Source organism: Streptomyces sp. NPDC051051, assembly GCF_040682975.1.
GTDB lineage: Bacteria > Actinomycetota > Actinomycetes > Streptomycetales > Streptomycetaceae > Streptomyces.
This window is the reverse complement of sequence record NZ_JBFBCB010000061.1, coordinates 14,704-38,406: the sequence shown is the minus strand read 5'-3', so window position 1 is coordinate 38,406 and position 23,703 is coordinate 14,704. Positions and strand designations below refer to the sequence as shown.

Here is a 23,703-nt window from a genome sequence, read left to right as displayed (position 1 = left end):
GACATACCGGTCCGTCTGATTCAAATTCGTGAACTCGAAATTCCCCAACTTGAACGGACGCAGCACCGGCCCCGGCGGCACCGGCACCACATCCGAGTTCGTGGGAGTGTTCGAGCCCTCGCCCGCGCCGGAGAGCGTGCTCAGTTCGTGCGCTTCCTCCTCCTCGGCCGGCAGCTCCGGCGAGGTGTCGGCGGTCTGGGACACGGGCGACGGGGGCAGCGGGATGTCGGCGGCATCCTGGTGGGACGGCAGGGACCGCAAGGGCGGCGAGGGTGGCGTCGGCGCGAAGGGCTGGGCGGCGGGCGGGACCGACGGGTCGGTGTCGGCGGGCGGTGAATCGATGGCCGACGCGTCCATGGGCGTTGCGGTCTCCGCTGCCGTATTCGCGGCAGGCACGTCCGCCGCCGTCGCATCGACCGGCGTCGTATCCGCCACCGACGCGTCCACGGGCGCCTCATCCACCACCGGCGCATCCACCGCCGTCGCGTCCACGGACGGCGTGGTTTGCGTACCGGGTGTGCTCGATGTGCCGGGCGTTTCCGGTCGGCTCGGTTCGGGGGCCGGGGTGCGGAGGGTCAGGGGGACGACGTCGCCGCCGCGGCGGCGGAGGCGGATGTGCGGGCCGTTGTCGCCGGCCGGGCCGGGGTAGGTGTGGGCGGCGCCGTTCTCCTCGATCAGGGTGACGGTGGTACCGGTCGCGGCGGCGGCCCACTCGGCCACCGCGCGGTCGGCCTCGGGGCCCCAGGGGGCCTCGGCGAGGTGGCGGCGCAGGTGACCGTCGCGGGCGTCCGTGCCGGGCTCGGGTGTGCCGGGGCCGACGTTCATGGGCGGGGGCCGGAACAGGGAGCCCCGCTCGGCCGGGCTGCCGGGGAGGCCGTTCAGGCGCATCAGCCGGGCGGGCGGCGCTGCGGCGAGGTTGCGCAGCCGTGCCACCTCGGGGCCGTGCGGTCCGGGCCGCTCGGCGGCGTCGCGCAGGGCCGTGGCGAGCGCGCCGAAGAAGCCGTTGCCTCGGCCGGTGGGCGTGCCCTGGGTGTAGGTGGCGCCGTCGGGCGCGGTGAGGACCCCGTCGCGGGCCAGGCGGTAGCGCGGGCCGCTGCTGTCGGCAGGCGGCATCCAGGGCGGGGTGGTGTGGCTGCGGTGTGCCGGCGGCTGCTGCGTCGCGGGCGTGCCGTCGGTGGCGGGCACCGTCGACGTGCCGGGGTCGGCCTCGGACGCCGGCGTCGGCAGTGGGGTGGCGACCGGGGCCGGGGTGCCGGGCGGCAGGGCGGCGTGGAAGAAGCCGTCGGCGGCGAACAGGACGGGATCGCCGACCGGGTCGACGGCGGCCGGGTCGGTGCCGTACGGGAGGAAGACCTGCTCGCGGCCTTCGCCGGTCACCACGGTGAGCGGGGTGCCCAGGACCCGGGCGGCGAGGGCGGGCAGCAGGTCGGCGCCGCCGTGGTCGCCGGCGCGGCGCACGGGCGGGGCGGGTTCGCCGTCCGGTAGTTCGGTGTCGTCCTGGCGCGGCTCGGGCGCGAACGGGCGGGACAGGGCGGCTTTCGCCAGCTCGATCCGCTGCTCGGTGGTCGGCCAGAAGGTCAGCGGGAGACGGCCGAAAGCGTCGAACTCGGCCTGCTGCTCCGGGGTGAACGTCACGCCGGCGGCGTCGAGTTCGTCCTGGGTGAAGGTGTCGGCGACGTCCAGGGCGAGGGCGTCGAGGAGGTCCTCGTTGCCATCGTCGCCCAGTGCCCAGGTGAGACGGTCGCGGGCGGCGTCGACGGCCTCGGCGGTGACCGCCGGATCGCCGGGGGCTTGCGTGAACCGGTCGGCGAGGTCGGTGCCGAGCAGGTGGGACAGCCGGCCGCGGGCGTCGGCGGCGGCGATCAGCGCGTGGAAGAACGAGGCGCCGTCGTGCGGCATGTCGTGCACCTCGCGCACCGTGGCACCGTCCGGGGAGGTGAGGGTGCGTGGGGCGGAGTCGGTGCCGTCGGTGATCGTGTACGGTTCCGGCGCCTCGGAACGCCATCCCGGCCGGGCGTACTCCTGGGACGGGCCCGGCACTGGGCCCGCGGACGGACCCTGGTGGTGGGCGGTGAGGCGGGAGGCGGCGAGGTGCAGCCGGTGGTGGTCCGCGGCGGCGGCGTCGGTGCGCTCCTGCCACCGGCGGACCTCCTCGCGGGCGGCCTGCCAGGCGACGACGGCCGGTGACTCGGCGAGCTCCCGCGGCAGGACGGTCGACAGGTCGGAGTGGCCGTCGCCGAGCGCGGCCCGTTCCTCGGTGCCCAGGTCGAGCCAGGCCTCCCGGGCCCGGGCCCGGGCATCGTAGTAGCGCTGCTCGGCCGTGGTGAGGTCGTCGGCCGCCTTGGTCTGGGCGTCCCAGGCCTTGCCGACCTCGTCGGGGAAGGTGGTGTCGTCGAGGAGGCCGTAGTCACGGGCGATGTCCTCGCGCAGCCAGACCAGGGCGGTGGTCTCGGCCTCGGCGGCGCGCGGACCGCGCCTGGCCTTGCCGAGCGCGTGCAGGGGGCGGCTGTCGGTGAGCCGGTGGTCCACCTCGGCCACCGACAGCCAGCTCACCGGCAGCGCGAACAGCATGCTGCGGTCGGTGCCGACCTTGAGGTGGGTGCCGAGGGTGGTGTCCGCGGAGGCCTTGGTCACGGTGCCGTCGGCCGCGCCGCCGATCGGGATCGTGACACCGGGGTTGACGATGCCCGCTCTGCCGGTGCTCACCAACGGGGCGGTGCCCACGGTGCCCTCGACGGTGTCGGTGGTGCCGGACTCCAGCGCGTCGGAGGTCTTCGTGCGCTGCATGGCCTCCATGCGCGGCTTGTTCTCCACGGCGAGCAGGCGGGCGCCGCGGCGGTGCATCTTCGCGTAGAGGCGGGAGTCGGCGGTGTGGAACTGGCCGAGGAGGCGGGCGGAGGCCTGGACGGGCAGCGGTGAGCCGTTCGCGCTCAGCGCGTCGCGGAAGGCCGCGGCCAGTCCGGTCTGGGTGGTGGCCTCCTGCTGGGCCTGGGCGGGGACGGTGCCGAGGACGGTGAGCGGGGTCCGGCGGGCCTTGCGCACGGCCTCGGCGAGCCGGTCGCCGGTGTACCGGGTGCCGAGGTCCTTGTCCCCGACGCCGTCGGCGCGGGCGGTGGCGAGGGTCAGGGCGTCGTGCACGTTGGCGGTGCCGCGGATGTCCACGGCGAGGATGCCGGAGCCGATCAGGTCGTCGAAGGGCAGGACGTCCGAGGCGTCGGCGCGACCGGAGGGGCCGGAGGGGCCGGAGGCGGCCGAGGCACGCCAGTCGGCGATACGTTCCGGAAGGGACTGATCTTTCGTCAGCAGCCTTACCGCGCGCTCCGGTTCGCTCACGTCGCCCTCGGTGAGGGCACCGTCGGCGCCGTCGCCGTCCGGGGTGAGCAGGTTGGTCGGGACGATCTCCCTGAGGCTGCCGACGTCGGCCGTGGCGCGGGGTGCGAGCGGGTCGCCGACCGCGTCCGTCATGGTCACGGTCAGGGTGTAGGAGGTCACGATCTCGACGTGCGTCTGGGCGGTGATCATGTTCGGCATCGCGGTGCGGCCGACGGTCTCGGTCCGGGTGCTCGACTCCTGCTTGGCCGCGGTGCCCTGCAGGGAGGGGTTGGCCATGAGGACGCCGCTCTGCGTCGTGCGCTGGCCGACGCCCGCCGTCGCGTCGACGCCGCGGTCCTGGGAGGCGGAGTCGGCGTCGTCGCGGGCGACGGTGCGGTAGTCCTCCAGCTCGAAGCCGGTGCGCAGCCGCTCCACGGTGGTGGTGACCGGGGTCAGCTTGAACCGGACCTGTGCGGGACTGCCGCCGACCGGCAGGTGGGTCGGGCTGGTCCAGGTGCGGTAGCGGACCGGCAGGGTCATCCCGTCGGTGGTGAGTTCGTGCAGGTTGGCCCGGAGGAAGTCCGGGGAGAGCCGCTGGAGGACCTGCTCGCGGTCGTGCGAGGACACCCCGATCTCCTCGAGCTGCCGCATCAGCGGGGGCGCCGCCCGGCCGGCGTCGAGCCGGCCGCTGGGGTGGCCCGGGAAGTGGCGGCCCTTCAGGAAGGGGGGCACCCGGTAGCCGCCGCCGAGGTTGTCCGGGGTGGTGGTGGCGATGCCGTCGGGGGCGAGTCCGGCCTCGATGGCGTCCTGCATCGGCAGGTGGAACATCACCGCGTCACGGATGCGCTGGACCGCGGCGGCGGCCCGGCGTGGGGCGAGGCCGCGGGCCAGGTGGTCGGAGAGCCGGCCGACCGTGGAGCTGATCCGGGCCGCCGCACGGGTGCCCGCCATGCCCATCACGGCCGTCCAGCGGTCGCGGACCGCGACGGTCTCGACGGCGTCGGCGACCACCAGGTACGCCCGCCCTGCGAACGTGAGGGTGGTGTTGCGGCCGGGGGTGAGGGTCTTCGCGGTGCTGCGTCCCGTGCCCCAGGAGTACTGGAGGCCGGCGGCGTACGAGCCGATCATCGCCTGGGCGCCGTCGGCCCGCTGGAGCGGCATGTCGGCGCCCTGGAGGCCGACGGTGGTGCGCGAGCCGGTGCTCTCCGTACCGGCGATGCGGTGCTCGTTGCCGACGGTGGCCTCGAAGCTGGACGGCTTCGGGTCGCTCTTGACGCGCAGGTTCTGCAGTTCGCCGCGGATCGCGGCCTTCAGGTAGTGGGTGCGGAACGGTCCGGCCCCGTTGAGTCCGGTGATGCGGGAACCGAACGGGCCGAGGTACTGGCCGAGTTGCCCGGCGATGCCGAGGTTCGCCATCGCCCGGCGCAGGGCGGTGCGCGCCGGCGCGCCGGGTGCGCTGACGTGCCAGGTCTCGCCCGCGGCCTCGTCGGCGGTGGCCTGTACGAGCTGCTGGCGCTGCTGTCCGCCCTCGACGCTGAGGACGACGTGCGGGGCGCTCAGCAGCCTCTCGGTGAGCCGCTGGTCGGCCGAGTCCCGCCCGGGCAGCGGGCTCGTGCCGTCGAGGAGTCCGTCGGCCTCGGCGGCGGAGGGCCGCGGTCCGGGGGTCGACGTGGTGGTCGCGGGCGCCGGTGCCGTCCCACCGGGCGCGGGGTCCGCCGGAGGGTGGCGCTCGGAGGCGTGCGCGGCGGGCACCGCCAGTTCCACCCGGCCCACGGGCTCCGTGCCCCGGTCGAACAGCGGGCGTTCCTGCTTCTTGCTGACGAAGTAGCCCGCGCCGAGCACGCCGACCGTCAGGAGCCGGGCCCAGCCGCGCGGACGGTGGTGGCCCTCGAAGGAGGCGCTCAGCTCCACCCGGTAGCTGTAGAGGTCGGCGCCGTCGTGGTAGGTCAGCTGGTCGTGGGTGACCGCGACCGCGGCCCGGGTGGCCTTCTGCTCGGTATGGGCGTACCGGGCCCCGACGGCCACGTTGCCGGCCTGGCGGGGCACGTCGACCCCCGGCACCTTGTCGTGGTCGCGCGGCGCGATGCCCAGTTCGGCGCCGCCGGACAGGGTGCTGGACGCCTGCTGCCCCTGGCCGGAGACCTCGGTGCCGATCACCGCGTTGCGCAGTGAGCGTTCGGTCAGGGTGGTCTCGAACCGCCGGTCGGTGAGCCGGGCCCGCAGGATCAGGGTGTGGTGACCGCGGCGGAGCTTGCCGTCCTCGGTGAGGGTGACCGGTACGCCGGTGGTGGTCAGGTCGTCCAGGCTCTGGGCCAGGGTGGGGTGGTTCAGCGCCTCGCGGACCTGGCGGTCGTTGTGCAGCGCGGTCCGCATCCGCCCGTCGCCGTACCAGAACTTGGCCAGGCGTGGGTGCCGCAGCATGAGCGGCGGGACGAACAGGGACGGGTAGGAGTGGTGCAGGGTGTCGATGACGGCGTCCGCGAAGACGCGCATGGGGTCCTGCGGGGTGGTGGGCCGCCGGTCCTGCGGGGTGGTGGACTGCCGGTCCTGCTCGCCCTGCGGGGTGGCGGGCTGCGGGGTGGTGGACTGCCGGTCGGCACCGTTCTGGTCCTGGTCCGCTGCCGGGGTCTCCCCCTCGCTCGGGTCCGTTGCCGGAGTCCGGCTCCGGCTCGGTTCCGGTGACCGGCCCTGCTCCGCCACCGGGGTCAGGTCCGGGCCCGTGGCCGGGGTCTGGTCCTGGACGGTGGGGGCGAGCGGCTGCGGGCGGTCGGGCAGGAAGCCCTCGGCACGGACCTGGCCGCTCAGGTGGACCGGGTCCTCCCGGGTGAGGTACCACGGCACCGGGGGTTCGGCGTCCGGGTGGGGGCCCGTCTGCCCGGGGGTCCGGTCGTCCCAGCCCGCGAGCCGGCGCGCGTCCCGGGTGGACATCCAGTCCAGGCTGACGACCCGGACCGGGCGGGCCGCGGACGCCGGCTCGCCGGCCTTCCGGACCATCAGGGTGCGCTCCACCCGGTAGAGCGCGACGGGGTGGTTGCGGACGCGGCCGGTGGTCTTGCGGGCCGCGTCCGTGCCGAGGTAGTGGCCCCGCCCGGTGCTGAAGTCGGCGCGGACCATCGGGCCGCCCTGGAGGCGTACGTCCGTCTCCGGGCCGACGAAGGTGTGGTTCGGGCCGGCGGTGACCTGGATGCCGAAGCGGGTGTCGCGGACGTGGCCGCGCTGGTTCTGGTAGGTGGTCTGGGTCAGGTCCCGGATCTCCGCCTTGACCGACTCGGTCACCAGGGTGGCCCGGTGCGGGATCGACCGCTCGACGATCAGGTGCCCCAGCGGGTGCCGGCCGCTGCCCCGGGTCAGCTCGGGTCCGCTGACCGGTCCGGTGAGCCGCCCGAACAGCGCGAGGAGCCGTGTCGGCCTGACGTACGAGACGAGCGTGCGGTGCGCCGAACTGCCCGGCCGGGCCCCGGAGACGGCGATCGCCAGGTCCTCCGGAGGGTCGACGAGGTGCAGTCCGGCGATGGTGGTGGCGCGCGGCTCGACCCCGTCGGGGAAGGTCAGCGTCCGCGGCGCGCGGCGCGGGCCCTTGAAGGCCACGGTGAGGTCGTCGGGCAGCCGCCAGCTCAGCCCGTCCCGCACGGCGAACTGCGCGGTGTGCACCTGGTCGCGCTGCCAGCGGGGGCCCGGCGCGGGCGAACCGGACGGGGTCTCCCGGTCGCCGGCCTCCGGCGCCTCCGTGACCCGCTCCACGCGCACCCTGTAGTGGACGTCGTCGAGGTGGAGGTGCGAACCGTCCACGGCGCGGTACTCGTTCTGGTCGTACGCCTGCGTGCCCTGGGTGTAGTCCGTCCTGCGGGTCCAGCCCAGCGAGACGCCGATCTTCACCAGCCAGCTGAGCGGCGGGCCCATGCTGACCGCGGCGGCGATCCGGCGCCCGAAGCCGACACTGCGCCCGCCGCCCGTACCGGCCTGGCCGCGGCGCATGGTGTCCAGCTTCACGGTCGCGCCGTTCACGTCGGAGAAGCGCTCCCAGCGGTGGTACGGGACGGCCTCGACGGTCATCTCGTGTCCGACCCCGGACTTCTCCCGGCCGACGAGGCGCGCGCCGCGCGGAGCGGTGAAGGCGCCGGGCTGGTCGGTCAGCAGGCGCAGCAGCTCGGCCTCGGCGAACTGGTCGCGCAGCTTCTCCGGCAGCTGCCCGAGGATCTGCCGGGCCACCTCCTCGGGCGAGCGCAGCGTGAGGACGCCGGGGCCGGTGAGGAGCCCGCTCCGCGGCGTCCGCCCGCTGCCGTCCGTACGGCCGCTGCGGCTGCCGTCGCCGGGGTCGGCGGCGGGGCTGCCGCTCGGATCGGCGTCGGGGCTGATCAGTACGGCGGGCAGTCGGCTGCCGTCCTCGAAGGTGACGGTGCGCGGGGCGGGACCCGGCTCCGCGGCGTCCGGCCCGGTCAGGACGCGTGCCGGACGGTAACGGTCGAGCTGGGTCTCCAGCGGTACCGGGTCGCCCCGGTCGGGGGCCTCGGTGCCGGGGCCGTCCGCGTCCTTGGTGGCGGGGGCGGGCGTGGTCGTCGGGTCCGGGGCCGTGGTGGACGTAGGAGCCGGTTCGGTGGTGATCGGGTCCGGGGCTGTGGTGGACGTAGGGGCGGAGACGGTCGCCGGGGCCGGTTCGGTGGTGATCGGGGCCGTGTCCGGGACGAGGGCGTCGTAGTGGTCGGTGCCGTTGTAGGCCAGGTGCAGGGTTCCGGCGCCACCGCCCGGGTGGAGTTCGGTGACCAGGACGTCGCCCGCCACCGTCGGGTGGGGCCGCACGATCCGCAGGTCGAGGTCGAGGGTGTGCGCCAGGACGTCCGGGAGCAGGTCGCTGAACGGGGTGGCCCACAGCCCGGGACGCTCGGCGACCGCGGCGAGCAACCCGCGCCCGCCGAGCCGCCGAGCCTCGGCCGGGGTCGGTGCCACCCGGGCGAGTTCGGGGTAGCCGCTGTTCCGGAGGATGTGCTGCCACTGGTTCACGTCGCCGTCGGCGACGACCGCCTGTGCGATGTCGTTCCACTCGTTGGTGATCCAGAACCGCGCGACCGGGTTCCGCACCCCCGCCAGGGCGCGCATGCGCAGGTCGTCCACCACGCTGAACACCGGATCGGGAACGAGGTCGTCCGCGACGGCACCCAGCTCGGTCCCGGTGACGCGGTTGCGCACGAGTGCGCGCAGCCCGGCGATGTTCAGCGCGGCCCACGCGGGCGGTACGTCCCGGCTGCGCGCGCTGTCGAGAACGGCCCGGAAGAGGCAGTTCCCGCCGCCCGGGGTGACCAGCTGCCGGAAGGCCCTGCCGTCCGCGTGCACGAGGTCCGACGGCCCGGCACCCGCACGCTCCTTGCTGAGCAGGGTCATGTCCTCGGCGAGGGTCGCCGGACGGCTCGGCGCGGGCGCCAGGTCGGGTTTGCGGCGGGCGAGTTCGGCGGTGTCCTCGGGGCTGAGGGCCAGCTCGGACAGCGGCAGCGGGGCGGTGGACAGCGACCAGGTGACCTGGGCTGAGGGCGCGTAGGAGAGTCCGCGCACGTCCTCCGGCGAGACCAGCGTGGTCGGCGGGAGCTCGGGCGGCGGCGGGGGCAGCAGGACGTCGAGCGTGGTGCGGGGGCCTGCCGTGGCCCGCAGGTCGGCTGCCGCGCGCAGGAACGCGGTGTACTCCTCGACGGTGGGGTCGGCGTCCTGCCCGGCCGTGGGACCGGCCGCCGCCGGACCGACGTCGGCTCCGGTCGTCACGGCGCGCCGGTCGACGACCATCCGGCGCAGCAGGTCCGGGGTCATCCGGCCGTCGCCGTAGCGGGCCGCGGTGTCCGGGCTGTGCCAGCGCAGACCGTCCACGAAGGCGAGACCGGCCAGCAACTCGTGGTTCTCCGGCCGCTGTTCGGCGTCCGGGCCGAGGGCGTCACGCAGGGTGCGGATCTGCTGGAGGGTACGGGTCCGCGCGAAGCCGTCGGCCGGCTCCGGACCGGAGTGCAGGCCGACGACGCGCGCCAGCTCGTCCAGGTCGGCACCGCTGGGCTCGGGGGTGAACAGCCGCCAGCGTCCCGGCCCGTCCTTGCCCTCGGTGAGCACCGCCCGGACGTTTCCCTGCCCGTCCCGGGCCGTGCCCACCTCGGTGGTCGGTGCGTACAGCGACCGGCCGGTGCGGTTGGCCGCGTGCTGTGCCACCGGCAGGCCCGCCACCTCCGGCTGCTGCCCGGTCTCGCAGGAGAACAGGACCAGGGGCCGGTCCTTGTCGCCGTCCTGCGCCCAGAACTTGAGCACCTCTCCGAACTGGACGCCGCTGACCTTGACGGTGGGGTGCGCCGCGTCCTCGGTACCGAGGGTGACGGTACGGGAGGTGGCGTGCGCCACGAAGTAGTCGGCGCCCCGTTCGGTACCGGAGCCGGGCAGCGGGGCCGGCGGACCGGTGAACACGGCACGGCGGACGGGCGGGACCCCGGTGCCCGTGCCCGCCGGGTCCGGGGCGATGAGGGACGCCGGGGAGGCGGGCGGCGTCGTGGAAGTGGCGTCCGGAGCCGCGGGCGTGGTCGTCGGCGTTGTGGTCGTCGGGGTCGTCGGCGCCGGGGAGATGATGCGTACGCCGCGGAAAGTGTCCTGGCCCAGCAACGTTCGGCGCGCCGCACTGTGCGCCGTACCGTCCTCGGCCGGGCTCTGCGAGACGGTCAGCGTCTGGACGGCCTGTCCCGGCCGGGGCCGCACCGCGGTGTCCGGCACCCAGCGCCGCAGTTGGGAGAGTGGCACGGTGAGGCCGTCCAGCGTGGTGATGACGGGCTCGTCGGCCGTGCCGTCGACGGCGGGCCGCACGATGATCCGCGCGGACGACGGCGAGGACGTCGTGTCGGAGGCAGCCGTGTCGGGGGCGGTCGTGGGGTCGTCCGGGCTGATGGGCGGAGGAGGTGGCGAGGTGCCGCCGTCTCCGGGCCCGCGGCCACCGCCGTGCCCGAGGCCGCGCCCGCCGCCGTGCCCGAGGCCGTCTCCGCCGTCGTGCACGGCGTTCTGCCCGAGGCCGTCCGCGTCGCCGGGGCCCTGCCCGACGTTCTGCGCGAAGCCGTCCGCGTCGCCGGTGACGGAGACGGAGACGTGATCGCCGGTTGCCTCGCTGTCGCGGTCGCCCGACTCCAGTCGCAGGTCGGTGGCCGACTCGGTCACCGTGCGGCTCGGGTCGGGGGCCGGGCCGGAATACCGGGGGGCGGACTCGGTGGTCAGTCCCAGATCGGACTGCGACCGCAGGAGGCGTGGGGCGGTCGACGGGCGCGCCGAGGCGGGCGCGCCGCTGAGGTCCAGGACCCCTGCCAGCTCCGACAGCCGGGCGAGTTGCTCCGCCTGGGTCCAGAGGCCGGTGGTGGGCTTCGGGGTGGAGCCGTCCCAGAAGTCGTGCGGCTGCCAGTCCGACCGGTCCTTGAGCTTCTCCACGCTGCCGTCCGGCCCCTGTTGGGTGACCGCGCCGCGGTAGGGATGCCTCTCCGGGTGCGCCCGGTCCGGCACGGGGTCCGCGGTCGCCATGGTCGCCTCGACCAGCGCCTGCGCGGCGTGCCGCCAGGTGAAGCTCTTGAGGGTGTCGTACAACTGGTCGGCCTCGCCGCGCGCGGCCGGCAGTTTGCCGCGCAGGGCCGCGATGGCCGAGGCCCAGGCCTGCGCCCGGGCTTCGGTGCCGCCCTCGACCTCCCCTCCGGTGTCGGGGTCGATGGTGAAGGGGGCCTCCACGGTCATCCCGGCGCCGTGCTCGGTCACCGTCTTCAGGAATTCGGCCGCGCCGCTCTCCCCGTTGACCAGGATCGGGATGCTGCGTCCCGCGGCCTCGGTGGCGACCAGCCCGAAGCCCTCGTGCAGCGACGGCATGATCAGTGCGTGCGTGGTCTCCCGGTCGTTGTCCAGGTCGGCGGGGTTCGTGCTGAACGGGAGCATGGTGATGCCGCCCCCGCCGTGGGCCTCGATGATCGACGTCCAGCGGGCGTGCTCCTCCGGGTTCTTCTCCGGGTGCGGTCCGCCGCGGATCGTCAGACGGACGTCGAGACCGAAGCCGCCCTGGGAACGGGGGCGGCGCAGCATGCCGACCGCCTGGACGGCCGCCTCGACGCCCTTGATCTCGTCCGTGGCCCGCCCCGGCAGCAGCAGCTTGAGCTTCCTCGGCAGGTGCAGCAGGTACTTGGTCTTGTTCAGGAGCGACGGCTCGACCGGCGTGCCGATCTCGGTGCCCGGCACGAAGCCGTGCAGCGCGGGTATGCGCAGCACCTCCTCCGAGAGGCGTTCGGCCTCCTGGGCGAGCAGCGGTCCCACGCCGGCCACCATGTCGGCCTTCTGCATCAGCCTGCGCTCGGTGGTGGCCTTCTTGGCGCCCTTCTCCGGCTGGTGCTTGATCCTGTCCAGCCGTACGGGACTGGTGTGCAGGAAGTGCACCACGCGCGCGCCGGGATACCAGGAGTCGCGTATCTGCTGCGCGGCCGGACCGGAGAAGCGGGAGTGCCCGATGACGATGTCGAACGCGTCGTCCTCGCCGGGCAGTCCGTACTGGTCCGGTGAGCCCTTCGCCAGGACGTCGAGGCGGTCGCGCCCCTCGTCCACACCGGGGACCGACGCGTTGATGATCTTCGCGCCCCCGTGCTGCTCCCGCATCTTCTCGGGGTCGTAGTCGGCGTGGTTGTCGACGGTCAGCAGGGTGACGTCGTGGTCGTGGTGGAGCCCCTTGACCAGCTCCATGTTGAAGACGGGCACGCCGCCGAGTCCCAGCCCGCTCTCGTCGCAGACCACCAGCACCCGGCGGCGGGGCGGGACAGCGGTCCTGTCCTCGGTCTCCGGCGCGAGTGTGGCGTCCTGCCGCACCGGGCCGGGGGGCGGGCCCGTGTCCACGGCGGTGCCGGCACCGGACATGGTGCTCAGCCCGAAGGCCTCCTCGACGTGCTCGCCGCGCTCGCCGCGCGGGGTGCCCGGTGTCTCCGGGGCGTTCGTGCGCGTCGGGTCGGCGCCGTGGACGGGACCCGTCGTCTCCGTGAGCACCTTGGGGGGTGGGGCGGTGACGTCGGCGTCGGCCGTTCCGGTGCTCCGGGTGGCGGGGGGTGACTGCGGTGCCGGTCCCGGGCCGAGCGCGTCCGCGAGCGGCAGCAGCACGTCCGAGCCGGGGAAGCCGGTGTCCGCGGTGCCGTCCGGTACCGAGGTGAGCGGGCGGACCCGGACCGGGGTTCCCGGTCCCTCGCGGGTCAGTTCGACGGCGGTACGGACCGGGCGCACGCCGGTGTCCGGCGTGACCGCGGGGCCGAGCACCACGGCGTGGTCGGTGCCTGCGCCGTCCAGCAGCGCGGTCGCCTCTGGGGAGCTTTCCGTGGGGGGCGGCGTCTGCGAGACCAGGACCGTCAGCGGCGGAGCCTGGGTGGGATCGGCCTCCGCGTCGCTGCGGAGGTCCACGTCGCCGGTGACGGTGTTCGTGCCGGGGTCGGTGCCGGCTTGGGAACTGGTCGTGATCACCCGCGGCGGATCGACGGTGGTGGTGTCCGGGGCCGGGATGAGGGAGTTGTCGTCCGTGTGCGAAGTGACGGTGCCGTCGGACGGGTCGACGACCGGAGCGGACGACGTGGTCTCCGGAGAGGTGGTGGTCTGCGGCGGCTGGGAGACCGGCGTGGAGTCGTCCGTCGTGGAGTCGTCCGTCGTGGTCTGCACGCCGTCCGGGGTGGCCGTGGCGCCCCGGCCACCGGTGTTCTGGGGCGACGGGCCGGGAGAGGCGGTGGTGGCCGGGGAGCCTCCGGGATGGGGGGCTCCGCCCGTCCGGACGCCGGTGTTGGTGCCGGTGTTGGTGCCGATGCCGGTGTCGGGTGTGGCGGAGGCGCCGGGTCCGGAAGGCGCCTCCGTCGCGTCAGGCACGTCAGCGACGTCAGTCGCGTTCGGCACGTTGAACGCGGCATCCTGCCGCTCCGACGTGTCGCCGGTCCGGCTGTCCGTGCCGTGGTCCGCGTCGACGGCCGGGGAGTCGGTCGTCGACGTGGGACCGTCGCCGAAGGTGCCCGACGAAGTGGTGACCGGCGCGTCCACCGTGGCCGGCGTATCCACCGTGACCGGCGTGGCCTGCGCGTTCACCGTGGCCGGCGTGACCGGCGCGTTCACCGTGACCGGGGTGCCGAAGCCGTCGAGCGCTCGGCGCACCGCCTCGGCGTCGCTCTCGGCGGCGGGGCCGTTCCCGGCCGGCACCACCCGGACCTCGGGTCGCTGGGACAGGTTGCCGTGCAGGCCGTCGCGGACGCCGATCTCGGTACTGCCGGGCGCCTGGGAACCGCGCAGGGCGGCGAGGTCGCGCAGGGCCTGCTCGCGCACCTCCGCGGGACCGTTGTGGACCTGCTGCCACAGCCGGTTCTCTGCGGCCGTCACGGGCAGCGTGCCCGGGGAGTACGGCGACGGGTACGACGCCGGGTTCTCCCCCACGTGGGTCGGCGAGTTTCCCCCGACGGGGGACGGCGGGTTCTCCCCCACGTGCGGCGGCGACTGGCTGCCGGTGACACCGCCCGGCCCGGTGCCCGAGGCGGGCCCGGTGCTCAAGGTGGGTACGGTGCCGCCGCCCGTGGTGTCCGGGCTGGAGGGGCCGTCGGCACCGCCGGAGCGCGAGGTGTCGCCGGTGTCCCGGGCGTGGTCGGCGTCGCCTCCGCCTCCGGAGACGGTGGGCGGCGGCTGGTTGCGCAGCTTGTCGATGGCGTGGCGCAGTTCGGCTCCGCTGTTCACGGCGGTGTCGCTGAGCGTGGCCTCGACCTGGCTGCTGAGGCCCGCGCCGACGAAGGTGGTCCAGTTGGTGGACCAGTCGCCGTCGAAGGCGCCCTTGATGAGGATTTCCGCGAGCGCCTCGCCGGCACCGGCGGCGACGAAGTCGGCCGTGCCCTTGAGGCCGTAGTGGCCGGCGAGCGCGCCCGGCCGGTCGGCGTTGTGGCGCAGTATCTGGTTGTTCCGCCACAGGTCGGTGTTGTTGCGGAACGACAGCGGGTCGTTCCGGAAGGTGACCGGTGTGTTGTTCCCGGGGGTGGGACCGTTGCCGTACGGGGTGGGATCGGGCCGGTCGCCGGGGCCCTTGGGGGTCGGGGTGGGGTCGGGATTCGGCCTGGGGCCCGGGCCGTTGTTCTTGAACTCGGGCTTCGGGGTGTGGTGGAAGTTCGGGTTGTTCTTGAAGCCGAGGTCCGACTCGTTCTTCAGGAAGTTGTTGTCGTAGCCCTTGACGATCTTCCTCGCGAAGTCGTCGAAGACGCTGGTGAGGAAGCCCGCCGCGGCGCCGAACGCGGCGGACTTGAGGATGTCGTTCCAGTCGAAGCGGTCGGGGCGGCGGCCGTCGGGGGCGAAGTTCATCATCGCCAGGCGCACCGCGAAGGTCATGAACGCCTCCTGGAACGCCTCGGTCAGCGAGGGCGCCAGGTGCAGCCGCTGGAGCAGGTGGCTGAGCGTGGTGAGGATCATGAAGCGGCTGCGCAGCTTGGCCATCATGATCTGGCTGGCCGTGGCGCCGCCGGTGAAGAAGGACATCGCCAGGTAGATGGCGATCTCGATGAGCAGCCGGATGACCTCGGCGATGACCTGCCACTTGGACTCCATGATGTCCATGGAGGTCTTGCGCCGGCCCTCGGCGATCTTGTCGAGCTGCCCGGCGAACTCGCGCAGGTAGTTCTTGCCGCCGTCGTCGATGAGCATGCCCATCGCCCTGGCGTACGACTTGGAGAGGTCGTCCGGCATCGACTGGGCGATGTCGTGCACCGACTTGTCGATCAGCGAGGAGAGCCGGTCGACCTTGCGGCCGAGACCGGAGTAGGGCCGGCGGCTCTCGTAGGCGAGGTCCTCGTCGGCGTCGATGAGCCTCTCCCCGGTGAGGATGAAGATCATCGCGTTGACCTCGGGCGACGGCTGGATGCTCACCGGACGCCGCCTCGGGGGTCACGAGGGCAGGCGGGAACGGCCGCTCCCGGCGTGGTGCGGGAGCGGCCTGCGCGGCTGAGGTCAGCGGCGCCCATGCCCGGACGAGCCGCCGTCGCCGTCCAGCCCGTGGGTGTCGATCATGCTGTTGTTCCGCTCGATGTCCTCGATGTTGCGGTCGCGGGTGTCCTTCATCAGCCGGACCTGGCTCACCGTGGCGTCGGTGATCCCCACCAGTGCGTCACGGATCGCCATCATGGTCTCCTTGGTGGTCTGCCGCTCCTTCTGCTCCTGCGGCTTGGCCTTCTCGGCGAACTCGCCCGAGGTGCCCGGCCACCGGACCGTGGGGGCCAGCTCGTCGAGGAACTCCTCGGTCACGCTCCTGGCCAGCTGGCCGATCTCCTCCAGCTGCCGGGCCAGGGCCTCGATGCGCTGCGGGTCGGCGTAGTACCGCTGTCCCATCGTCAGTCCTCCCCGTCGTCGCCGAGGGCGTCCCGCCAGGCGGGGGTGGCCCTGCCGTCGCGGGCCGTGTCCTCGTCGTCCTCCTCCAGCACGGCGGGGCCGAAGATGCGCTCCCAGTCCAGCTCGAAGCCCTTCAGTTCCGGTACCTCGGCGCTGGGCTCGGTGAAGGGCGCCATGGCCTTCATCACGTGCCGGTTCATCTTCAGGCGCGCCGCGCCCGCGGCCTCCAGGACACTGGCGGCCAGTTCCTGGGGGGACATGTCGCGGTACCTGTTCTCCAGGAACTCGATGCCGGTCAGCTCGCCCTGGGGGCCGACGGTGGCGCGGACCGCGCGGTCGGAGGAGAGCACGGCGAACGAGGCCTGCCGCAGTTCGCGCTCGGTGCGCGCGACCGCCTCCTGGGCGGCCTGGAGTTCGGCCATCGCCTTCTCCAGGCGCTTCTCCAGCGGTTCCGTCACGCCCGTTCCGCCCTTTCCTCGTCGTCTTCGCGGATGTCCTGACCCCTCGTCAAGACGTCCGGTCACACTGCTCGGTTCATCAACTTCTGTGCTGATCTTGCCTGGTGGTGGCCCCGTTGGGAAAGCCGGGGCCCGGTGGGATTCGTCTCTCCCTGGCGGCCGTACGGATCGGCCGCGGTGGTCACCGCCCGATGACCGCCGGGGTGCCGCCCTCCTCGGTGCCCCACACGTCCGCGTCCTCCTCCAGGTAGTCGGCGGAACTGGTGGCCCTGCGGCCCGGCTCCGCCTCCTCCTCGGGGGCGTCGCCGCCGGTGGTCGCCACCCGGGAGGCCGGCGCCAGGAAGGTGTCGTTGTCCTCCTGGCGGTGCCACGCGTTGCGCCGCCGGCGGTTGCGGCGCTCGCTCTCCTCCGCCGCGTCGACCAGTACGGCGCGCACCCGCTCCCCGTTGCCCTTCTCGCCGCCCCCGCCCATGCCGCCCGCACCCATGCCGCCCATCGGCATGCCCGGCGTCCCGGGCGTGCCGGGGGCGCCGGCCGCGCCCGGAGTGGCGGCCGCGGCGAGCGCGGTGCCCGCGCCGGCGGCGGCACTGTCCGAGAGGGGCGCGACGCCGCCGGTGCCTCCGGTGCCGTCCAGGGTGAGCGAGCCCGCCCCGGAGAGGCCGCCCCCGACGCCCACGGAGCCGGGGGCGATGCCCGCGGAGCCGGCGCCGCCGCCCACGCCGAGGTCGGAGAGCGAGAGGTCCCTGCTGGTGGTGCCGCCGCCCGTCCCGGTCAGGCCGTCGAGCACGTCCGACAGGTCGGAGCCGCCGATGGTGCGGACCGGGTCGAGGTCGTGCAGGTCCACCGTCTTGGTGTTGCCCTGCGGGTCGGTGACGGTGACGACGCCGGTCTCCGGGTCGATGCTCTGCTTGCTGCCGTCCGGGAAGGTCGTGTCCAGCCGGCCGTTGTCGAGGACGGTGGTGGAGCCGTCCGGGTTGGTCACCCTCGCCCCGTGGGTGAGGTCGGTGACCGTGGTGGTGCCGTCCGGGCGGGTGCTGGTGAGCAGCCCGGTGTCGGGGTCGAAGGTGGCCTTGCTGCCGTCCGCGAAGGTGGTGGTGAAGTCACCGTCGTCGAGCGCGGTGTGGCCGCCGGTCGGGGTCTCCAGGCCGGACTGGTCGCCGCCGTTGAGGTTCCCGAGGTTGCCCAGATCGCCGGTGGACTCGGTGGGCAGGTCCGTGTTGATGTCGTCCAGGTTCCCGAGGTTGTTCTGGCCGTTGAGGTCGCCCAGGTTCCCGAAACTGTTCTGCCCGTTGAGGTTGCCCAGGCTGCCCAGGTTCTCGGTGGTGGTGGTGCCGTCGGGCTTGGTGGTGACCGTCTGGCCGGTCGCCGGATCCACCGTCTGGACGGTGCCGTCGGGGAACGTGGTGGTCAGCTTCCCGTCCTCGCCCAGCGAGGTCGTCGAACCGTCCGGGTTGGTCACCTTCAGACCGTCGCCCAGGTCGGTCGTCGTCGTCGAACCGTCCGGATGCGTGGTCGTGAGCACCCCGCTGTCGGGGTCGAAACTGGTCTTGCTGCCGTCCGGGAGCTCGGTGATCACGTCACCGCCGCTGGTCAGTTCGGTGCTGCCGCCGGTCGGGGTGTCGAGGACGCCGTCCCGCAGCCCGCTGTCGAGGCCGTCGAGGCTGCCCAGGTCGGTCGTGGTGGTGGTGCCGTCGGGCTTGGTGGTGACCGTCTGGCCGGTCGCCGGGTCCACCGTCTGGACGGTGCCGTCGGGGAACGTGGTGGTCAGCTTCCCGTCCTCGCCCAGCGAGGTCGTCGAACCGTCCGGGTTGGTCACCTTCAGACCGTCGCCCAGGTCGGTCGTCGTCGTCGAACCGTCCGGATGCGTGGTCGTGAGCACCCCGCTGTCGGGGTCGAAGCTGGTGCTGCTGCCGTCCGGGAATTCGGTGGAGAGCCTGCCGTCGTCGAGCCGGGTGCTGCCGCCGGTCGGGGTCCTGAGGGAGACGCCGCCGGTGTTCAGGCCGCCGCCGAGACCGCCGAGGTTCTGGTTGACCACGTCGTCGAGGGAGCCGTTCGTCCCGCCCGCTCCGCCGCCGAGACCGCCGAGGTTCTGGTTGACCACGTCGTCGAGGGAGCCGTTCGTCCCGCCCGCTCCGCCGCCGAGGTCGCCGGGGCTCTCGGTGGTCAGGTTGCTCCGGTTCAGCAGGTCGTCGAGGTTGCCCAGGTTCTGCTCGCTGACCGCGTTCGGATCGTTGAGGCCGCCGAGGCTCTCCTGCACGGCCTTGCGCTGCTCCTCCGCCTCGCGTTCGGCCTCCTCCTGGGCGAGCCGCTGTTCCTCGCGCAGCTCGTCCTGGTACTTGCGGTCCTCGTCGCGCTGCTGGTTCTGCTCGTTGCGCAAGTCCTCCTGGAGGCGCTTGGCGTCCTCCTGCTCGCGCTTCTGTTCCTCGCGCAACTCGTCCTGGTACTTGCGGTCCTCCTCGCGCTGCCGCTTCTGCTCCTCGCGCAGCTCGTCCTGGTACTTGCGGTCCTCCTCGCGCTGCCGCTTCTGCTCCTCGCGCAGCTCGTCCTGGTACTTGCGGTTCTCCTCGTTCTGCTTGTCGATCTCCTCCTTCTCCTCCTCCAGTTTCCGCTTCTCGTAGTCCTGCGAGGCCGTGCTGGTCGACTTCGGCTCGGGCACGTTCGACGAGAAGTCCTCGCCGAGCTCGAGGAAGTGGTTGTTCAGGGTGGACTGCACCTGGGCGGCGGGCTTGCCCAGGTACTCGGCGACGCCCTGGTTCCAGATCTTGACCGCCTTGTCGCCGACCTTGGCCCAGTTGGCGATGTCGGTGAGGTCGCCGTACTCCGGGTGGGTCTGGGAGAAGCCCTCCTGCGGGCTGTGCGTGACGCTGTAGGAGTAGCGGCTGGTGTGGGACGTGAGTTTCGTCTTGGCGACGTTGTGGGTGTCCACCCACTGGGCGAGGTCGTCCAGGACGTAGCGCAGCACCCGGTGCGGGTCGTAGTAGGGGGACTTGGCCCATTTCAGCCACGCGTCCAGCAGTTCCCTGGCGGCGTTCTCCAGGTACGTGCGGCCCAGCGACAGGGCACGCGAGTACACCGTGCTGCCGGTTCCGGTGTTGTCACCGCCGGCGGTGGGCGAGGAGTTGAACGTCTCGACGTAGCTGTCGTAGTTCTCGCGGATCTTCGTCAGCAGGCTGCGGAAGACCTCCGCGGCCTCGCCCTTCCAGCTCGCGTCGTCCCTGCCGAAACGGTCCTCCCAGTCCTTCAGCACCACCGCGTGGTCCTTGAAGAACTTCGCGGCGAAGTCGAAGGACTCCCCGGTGGTGTTGAAGGACTTCAGGTCCACCACGTCGGCGTCGGGCACGCCCAGGTTGCTGAACCGGGCGTTCTGCGTGCCTCCGCCCAGCAGCGCCATGAGCGCCGCCCGCGGCCCGTTCATGTACCGGGAGAGCGGGATGGTGCTGAACTTGTCCCCGTGGTAGTCCTTGAACTCGTTGCCCTCGCGGACCTGCGCGTTGTTGACGTCGTCGGAGTTGGGGTCGGCGAAGATGACCTCGTCGCCGGCCTTCACCCGGCCCTCGAAGACGATCCTGGCCTGCATGATCGACCGCTTCTTGCCGCTGTCGAAGAACCAGATGTCGTAGTCCTCGCCCTTGTTCGTCAGGAAGCCGGAGTCCTTGACGAGCAGGCTGAGACTGCGCTCCTTGATGTCCATCCGGAAGAGCTTGCCGCCGTGGTCGGACCGGAGCGTGTCGAAGATCGTGTTGCGGTCCGGCACCGGATAGCCGGTGATGTGGGTGACCAGGGTGGCCCAGGTGTCGCTCGACGGATCGCCCGCGTTGTCGAACTTGTCGAGGTTGGCGACGGAGTTGGGATCGTAGCGATCGGGCACCTGACGCCCTTTCTGGTCGGTTGTGGTCCTGGCCGGCGCAGCGTTCCCTCATGCGGGGGTGCGGCCGGATGGTGTGCACGCGGACGCGCCGGCCGTCGTGGGCCCCGCCGGTCCGCGCGGCGCGGTCTCAGTCGTCGTCGTTCTTCGAACCGCCGGAGCCGCCGGAGCCGCCGGCGGTGAGTTCGTCGACCTCACCGAAGGTCTGGAGCAGCGTCTGCGCGTTGATCGCGTCCAGGTTCTTGTTCTTGGTCTTGTTGGCTTCCTCGATGGTCTCGGTGAGCGCCTCCTTCAACTCCTTGAAGAGGTCGATCTGGTCACCGAGCAGCTTGTCGACGGCCTCGGCCGCGGTACGGATGTCCGCGATCAGGCTCGGTCCCGAGACCAGGGTTTCGGTGACCATCCGGCCGATACGCAGGAGCTGCTTGTCCTGGGCGAGGTTGTCCGGGGTGGTGTGGCCGTCGACGAGGTGGCCGAGCGGGCGGATGCCGGCACCTTCGTCGCCCACCTCACGGTGCTTCTTCGCGGCCTTGTAGACCGGCTCCACCTCGAAGTCCCGGAAGTTCTCCATCTGCTTGAAGTCGAAATGCTTGACGTCGGCCTTCTCACCGGCCATCGGACGCTCTCCTGCCGCTTGGTGCCGGACGGGGTGGGGGGTGGGTTCGGCGCCTGGCCGCCGATCACGCGCCCGCGCGCCGGGGTTCTCCCTCCGATCGCGTCGGAGGGAGAACCCCGGACAGTCCCGGGCGTTCTCGTCCGGATCGTCCCGGGGCCGGGGCGTGACTCCCGCCGCCCGGCACCGGCCGATCCGCCGGAAAGACCCTAACGGGCCCGCACACCGCCCCAGTTGTCGGCGCTGCGGCGCTCGTCCCGGGAGTGGTTGTCGTGGATCATCTGGACCAGCTCGCCGCTGTCACCGAGGAGCAGGGCCATGTTCTTGGTGGCCTGGTCCCACTCGGCCTGGACCTGGCGGTACATCTCCTGGTCCTCACCCTCCCAGGACATGACGAGCGGCTTCAGCTGGTCCTCCAGGTTGTTGAGGGTCGTGATGATCGCCTGGGTCTGGTCCTTCAGCTCCTCGACCGCCTGCCTGACCTTGGGGTACTGAACGTCGATGATGCCGTCGGCCACGACGTCTCCTCTCAGAAGGCCGGGCGCGGGGGCCCGGCAAGCTCACGGGGTACGGCCGCACCACGAGGGGGGCCGTACCGCCGGGGGGTGGGTCAGCGCAGGGCTTCGAAGACGCCCTGGCTGGTCTTGCTGTTGAGGATCTCGGCGAGGTCCTGGTTCTCCTTCGCCAAGCGGTCGGCGGAGGTCACGTTCTCCTGGAGCGCGTCGATCATCTTGCTGATCTGGATGACGACCTTCTGCGCCTCTGCGTTCCAGCTGCGGAAGAGCTTCAGCAGGGCCTGGCCCTCGCCGCCGCCGACGCCCGAACGCGCGGCGATCTCCGCGACGCCGTTCTGGATCTTCTCGACCCGGTCGCGGGCCGACTCCAGGGAGGAGACACCACCCAAGCCCTTGGCATAGTCCGCTTTCCGCGCGGCGCTGTCCGCCATGTCGCGTTCCCTTCGTTCGAGCACGTCTCGTCGCACCGTTGTCCGCTGAGGCTAAAGAGAACCGAGCGTTCCGCGCAACGTGAGGTGGAAAGATTTGAGGTTCGGTCAGAATGCTTACCTGTACGGCAAGTTGTTCGTAAGTTTCGAGGAAATGAACACGCCCCGCCCCTGGCCCGGCCGACGGCGCGCGACCCCTCCGCGAAACGCGGCGATACGGGTGGAGAACGGTCACGCGAAGAAGGACAACGGGCATGCGGACGGACCGTTTACGGCGCAAAGGACAGGCGTCCGCGGTTTGCCCCCGACAGCGTCCGGCCGAAAAATCTGAGCTTTCTCTGAGGTTCACCGCCACGTCCGCCAGGGTGACTTCGCCGACTTGCCGCCACCGGCGACGAGTTCGGCTCACACCTTTCCCGTCCGGCTTTTTCTTTGCCGCCATATGCGGTGGTTGTCTCGATCGGTGCGCGGTGTCGGCTGTGCGCGCCCTGTCCGCGGCGCCCGTGATGCCGACGGTGTCCCGGGCGTCCGCCGCGTCCGCTATGTCGTGGAACCCTCCGTGCCCTTGGAGGCCTCGGCGTCCGCCGCCGACACCCCCTCGTCCGGCTCCTCGTCTCCCGCACGCTGCCCCGAGCGGCCGCCGGCATCACACTTCGGAGCGGTGACCTTGGGCTCCACGACGCCCGTGGCGGCGGCCGGGTCGAGGTCCGCACCGGTGGGAAGCGCCGCGAGCAGCGGTGCCGGGACCGAGTCGATGTCCCCGGCCCCGTACCCGAGGGCCTCCAGCGCGTTCTTGCCGGAGATCCGGTGCTTCACGCCGTTCTCCGCCACCAGGTAGGTGGTCCCGGCGTGCGCGGCGCCGCTCGCGTTCAGGGCCCGGACCAGGGCGCCGTGCCCGGGGCGCACCACCGTGGCGTCCGTGGGGACGCAGGCCGCCTCCAGCGGCCGGTCGGTGCCCGCGGACACCGCGACCGGGGCGAGCCGGACCAACGGGACGAGCACCGAACCGATCCGGGCGCCGCCGTCGTCGCCGTCCACCTGCGCGCAGAGCGCGCTGCCGCGCGGTACGGACTCCGGCAGGGGCGGTGTCTCCGGCAGCTCCGCGGGTCCGGCGGTCGTGGAGTCCTTCGCCCGGTGTTCGCGCAGGGCGTCCGCGCCGACCGTGCGCACCTCGGGCGACTGCCCCTCGTAGGCGTCCTTCTGGGTGGCCGGGTCGCCCAGCACCAGGGCGGCGCCGAGCCGGGTCAGCGGCACCAGTCCGTCCTTGCGCAGCAGGTGGTAGGTACTGCCGCCGCCGGGCACGCTGACCTTGAACAGCTGACCGATCCGGCTGGCCTCACCGCCGAGCACCGGGCCCTCCTCGCCGCGTCCCGGCACCGCGGGCGGGCTCAGGGCCGGTCCGGGTGCCAGCGCGTCGAGGAAGGCCGCCGAGACCGGCATCGGCCGCTGGGAGCCGTAACCGAGGGCGTTGCGGGCGTCGGAGGCGCGGTCCAGCGGCAGCCTGCTGCCCCGCCACACCAGGTACTCGGTGTCGTCCGGCCCGCTCACCAGCACGCCGCGGTCTCCTTCGACGCCACGGGAGTCCAGTGGCGCACCGGCCACCACGGTGGTGGTCCCCGGTTCGTCCACCCCGGTGCCCGACACGACACCGGAGGTGTCGGGCAGCGCCCCCTCCGGCCCGGTGACGCACATGTGCCAGGAGCCGTCGTCGAGGCTGTCGGGCGCGGGTACGGCGTCCGGCGCTCCGGGGATGCCGACCGGGGCGCCCACGGGCACGTCCCGCAGGGAAGGGGTGCGGACGTCGGCGGTCGGCAGGTCGGAGCCGCCGATGAGCCGCGCCGACGCGTAGTTGCGCACCGGGTGCAGTACGCCGTCGGTGCCGGTCCACAGGTACCGGGCGCCGGTGTCGCGGTTGACGACCAGGTGTTCACCGTCGCGCCAGCCGTCGTTCCCGCCGGGCCGCAGCAGGCCGTAGACGGTGGCGCCCGCGCCGATCAGGACGGTGACCAGGACGCCGAAGACCACGCCGCGGGTGGTGCGCCCGAGCGGGCTCTCGGGGGCGTCCGGGTCGGCCGTCAGCAGGCCCGAGCTGAGCCTGCCCATCATGAAGGTGTGGGCGTGTACCTGGTCGCGTTTGGACTGCACGGCCTCTCCTCAATTCGTT

8 protein-coding genes are annotated in these 23,703 nt (G+C 72.9%); all 8 read right to left on the bottom strand.

Annotated features, from left to right (window positions below; translation table 11 throughout):
* On the bottom strand, positions 1 to 15,168 hold a 15,168-nt coding region (locus AB0N31_RS31840; protein WP_366061953.1), incomplete at its 3' end, for a glycosyltransferase.
* Positions 15,169 to 15,282: 114 nt separating this feature from the next.
* A complete protein-coding gene (locus tag AB0N31_RS31835; protein WP_366061951.1) occupies positions 15,283 to 15,660 on the bottom strand; it encodes a hypothetical protein in 378 nt (125 codons plus the stop codon).
* Between the two features lie 2 nt (positions 15,661 to 15,662).
* Complete coding sequence (locus tag AB0N31_RS31830) at positions 15,663 to 16,118, bottom strand: YbaB/EbfC family nucleoid-associated protein (RefSeq protein WP_366061950.1); 456 nt, start codon at positions 16,116 to 16,118, stop codon at positions 15,663 to 15,665.
* A 181-nt stretch (positions 16,119 to 16,299) separates the two neighbouring features.
* Positions 16,300 to 19,986 carry an AAWKG family protein gene (locus AB0N31_RS31825; RefSeq protein WP_366061949.1) on the bottom strand — a complete coding sequence of 1,229 codons (3,687 nt, stop codon included), beginning with the start codon at positions 19,984 to 19,986 and terminating at the stop codon, positions 16,300 to 16,302.
* A gap of 127 nt (positions 19,987 to 20,113) precedes the next feature.
* Positions 20,114 to 20,599 carry a type VII secretion system-associated protein gene (locus AB0N31_RS31820; protein ID WP_366061948.1) on the bottom strand — a complete coding sequence of 162 codons (486 nt, stop codon included), beginning with the start codon at positions 20,597 to 20,599 and terminating at the stop codon, positions 20,114 to 20,116.
* A gap of 206 nt (positions 20,600 to 20,805) precedes the next feature.
* Positions 20,806 to 21,114 carry a WXG100 family type VII secretion target gene (locus AB0N31_RS31815; RefSeq protein ID WP_366061947.1) on the bottom strand — a complete coding sequence of 103 codons (309 nt, stop codon included), beginning with the start codon at positions 21,112 to 21,114 and terminating at the stop codon, positions 20,806 to 20,808.
* A 92-nt stretch (positions 21,115 to 21,206) separates the two neighbouring features.
* The gene (locus AB0N31_RS31810; protein ID WP_366061946.1) at positions 21,207 to 21,542 is read right to left on the bottom strand and encodes a hypothetical protein; all 336 of its coding nucleotides are present in this window, start codon (positions 21,540 to 21,542) and stop codon (positions 21,207 to 21,209) included.
* Positions 21,543 to 22,079: 537 nt separating this feature from the next.
* Entirely contained in the window at positions 22,080 to 23,684 is a 1,605-nt protein-coding gene (gene eccB / locus AB0N31_RS31805) for a type VII secretion protein EccB (RefSeq protein WP_366061945.1), read from the bottom strand.
* Positions 23,685 to 23,703 lie beyond the last annotated feature (19 nt).

Bases quoted from the DNA above. Each gene is read 5' to 3' on its own strand.
- AB0N31_RS31835 (WP_366061951.1), bottom strand. From the start codon at position 15,660: ATGGGACAGCGGTACTACGCCGACCCGCAGCGCATCGAGGCCCTGGCC.
- AB0N31_RS31810 (WP_366061946.1), bottom strand. From the start codon at position 21,542: ATGGCGGACAGCGCCGCGCGGAAAGCGGACTATGCCAAGGGCTTGGGT.
- AB0N31_RS31820 (WP_366061948.1), bottom strand. From the start codon at position 20,599: ATGGCCGGTGAGAAGGCCGACGTCAAGCATTTCGACTTCAAGCAGATG.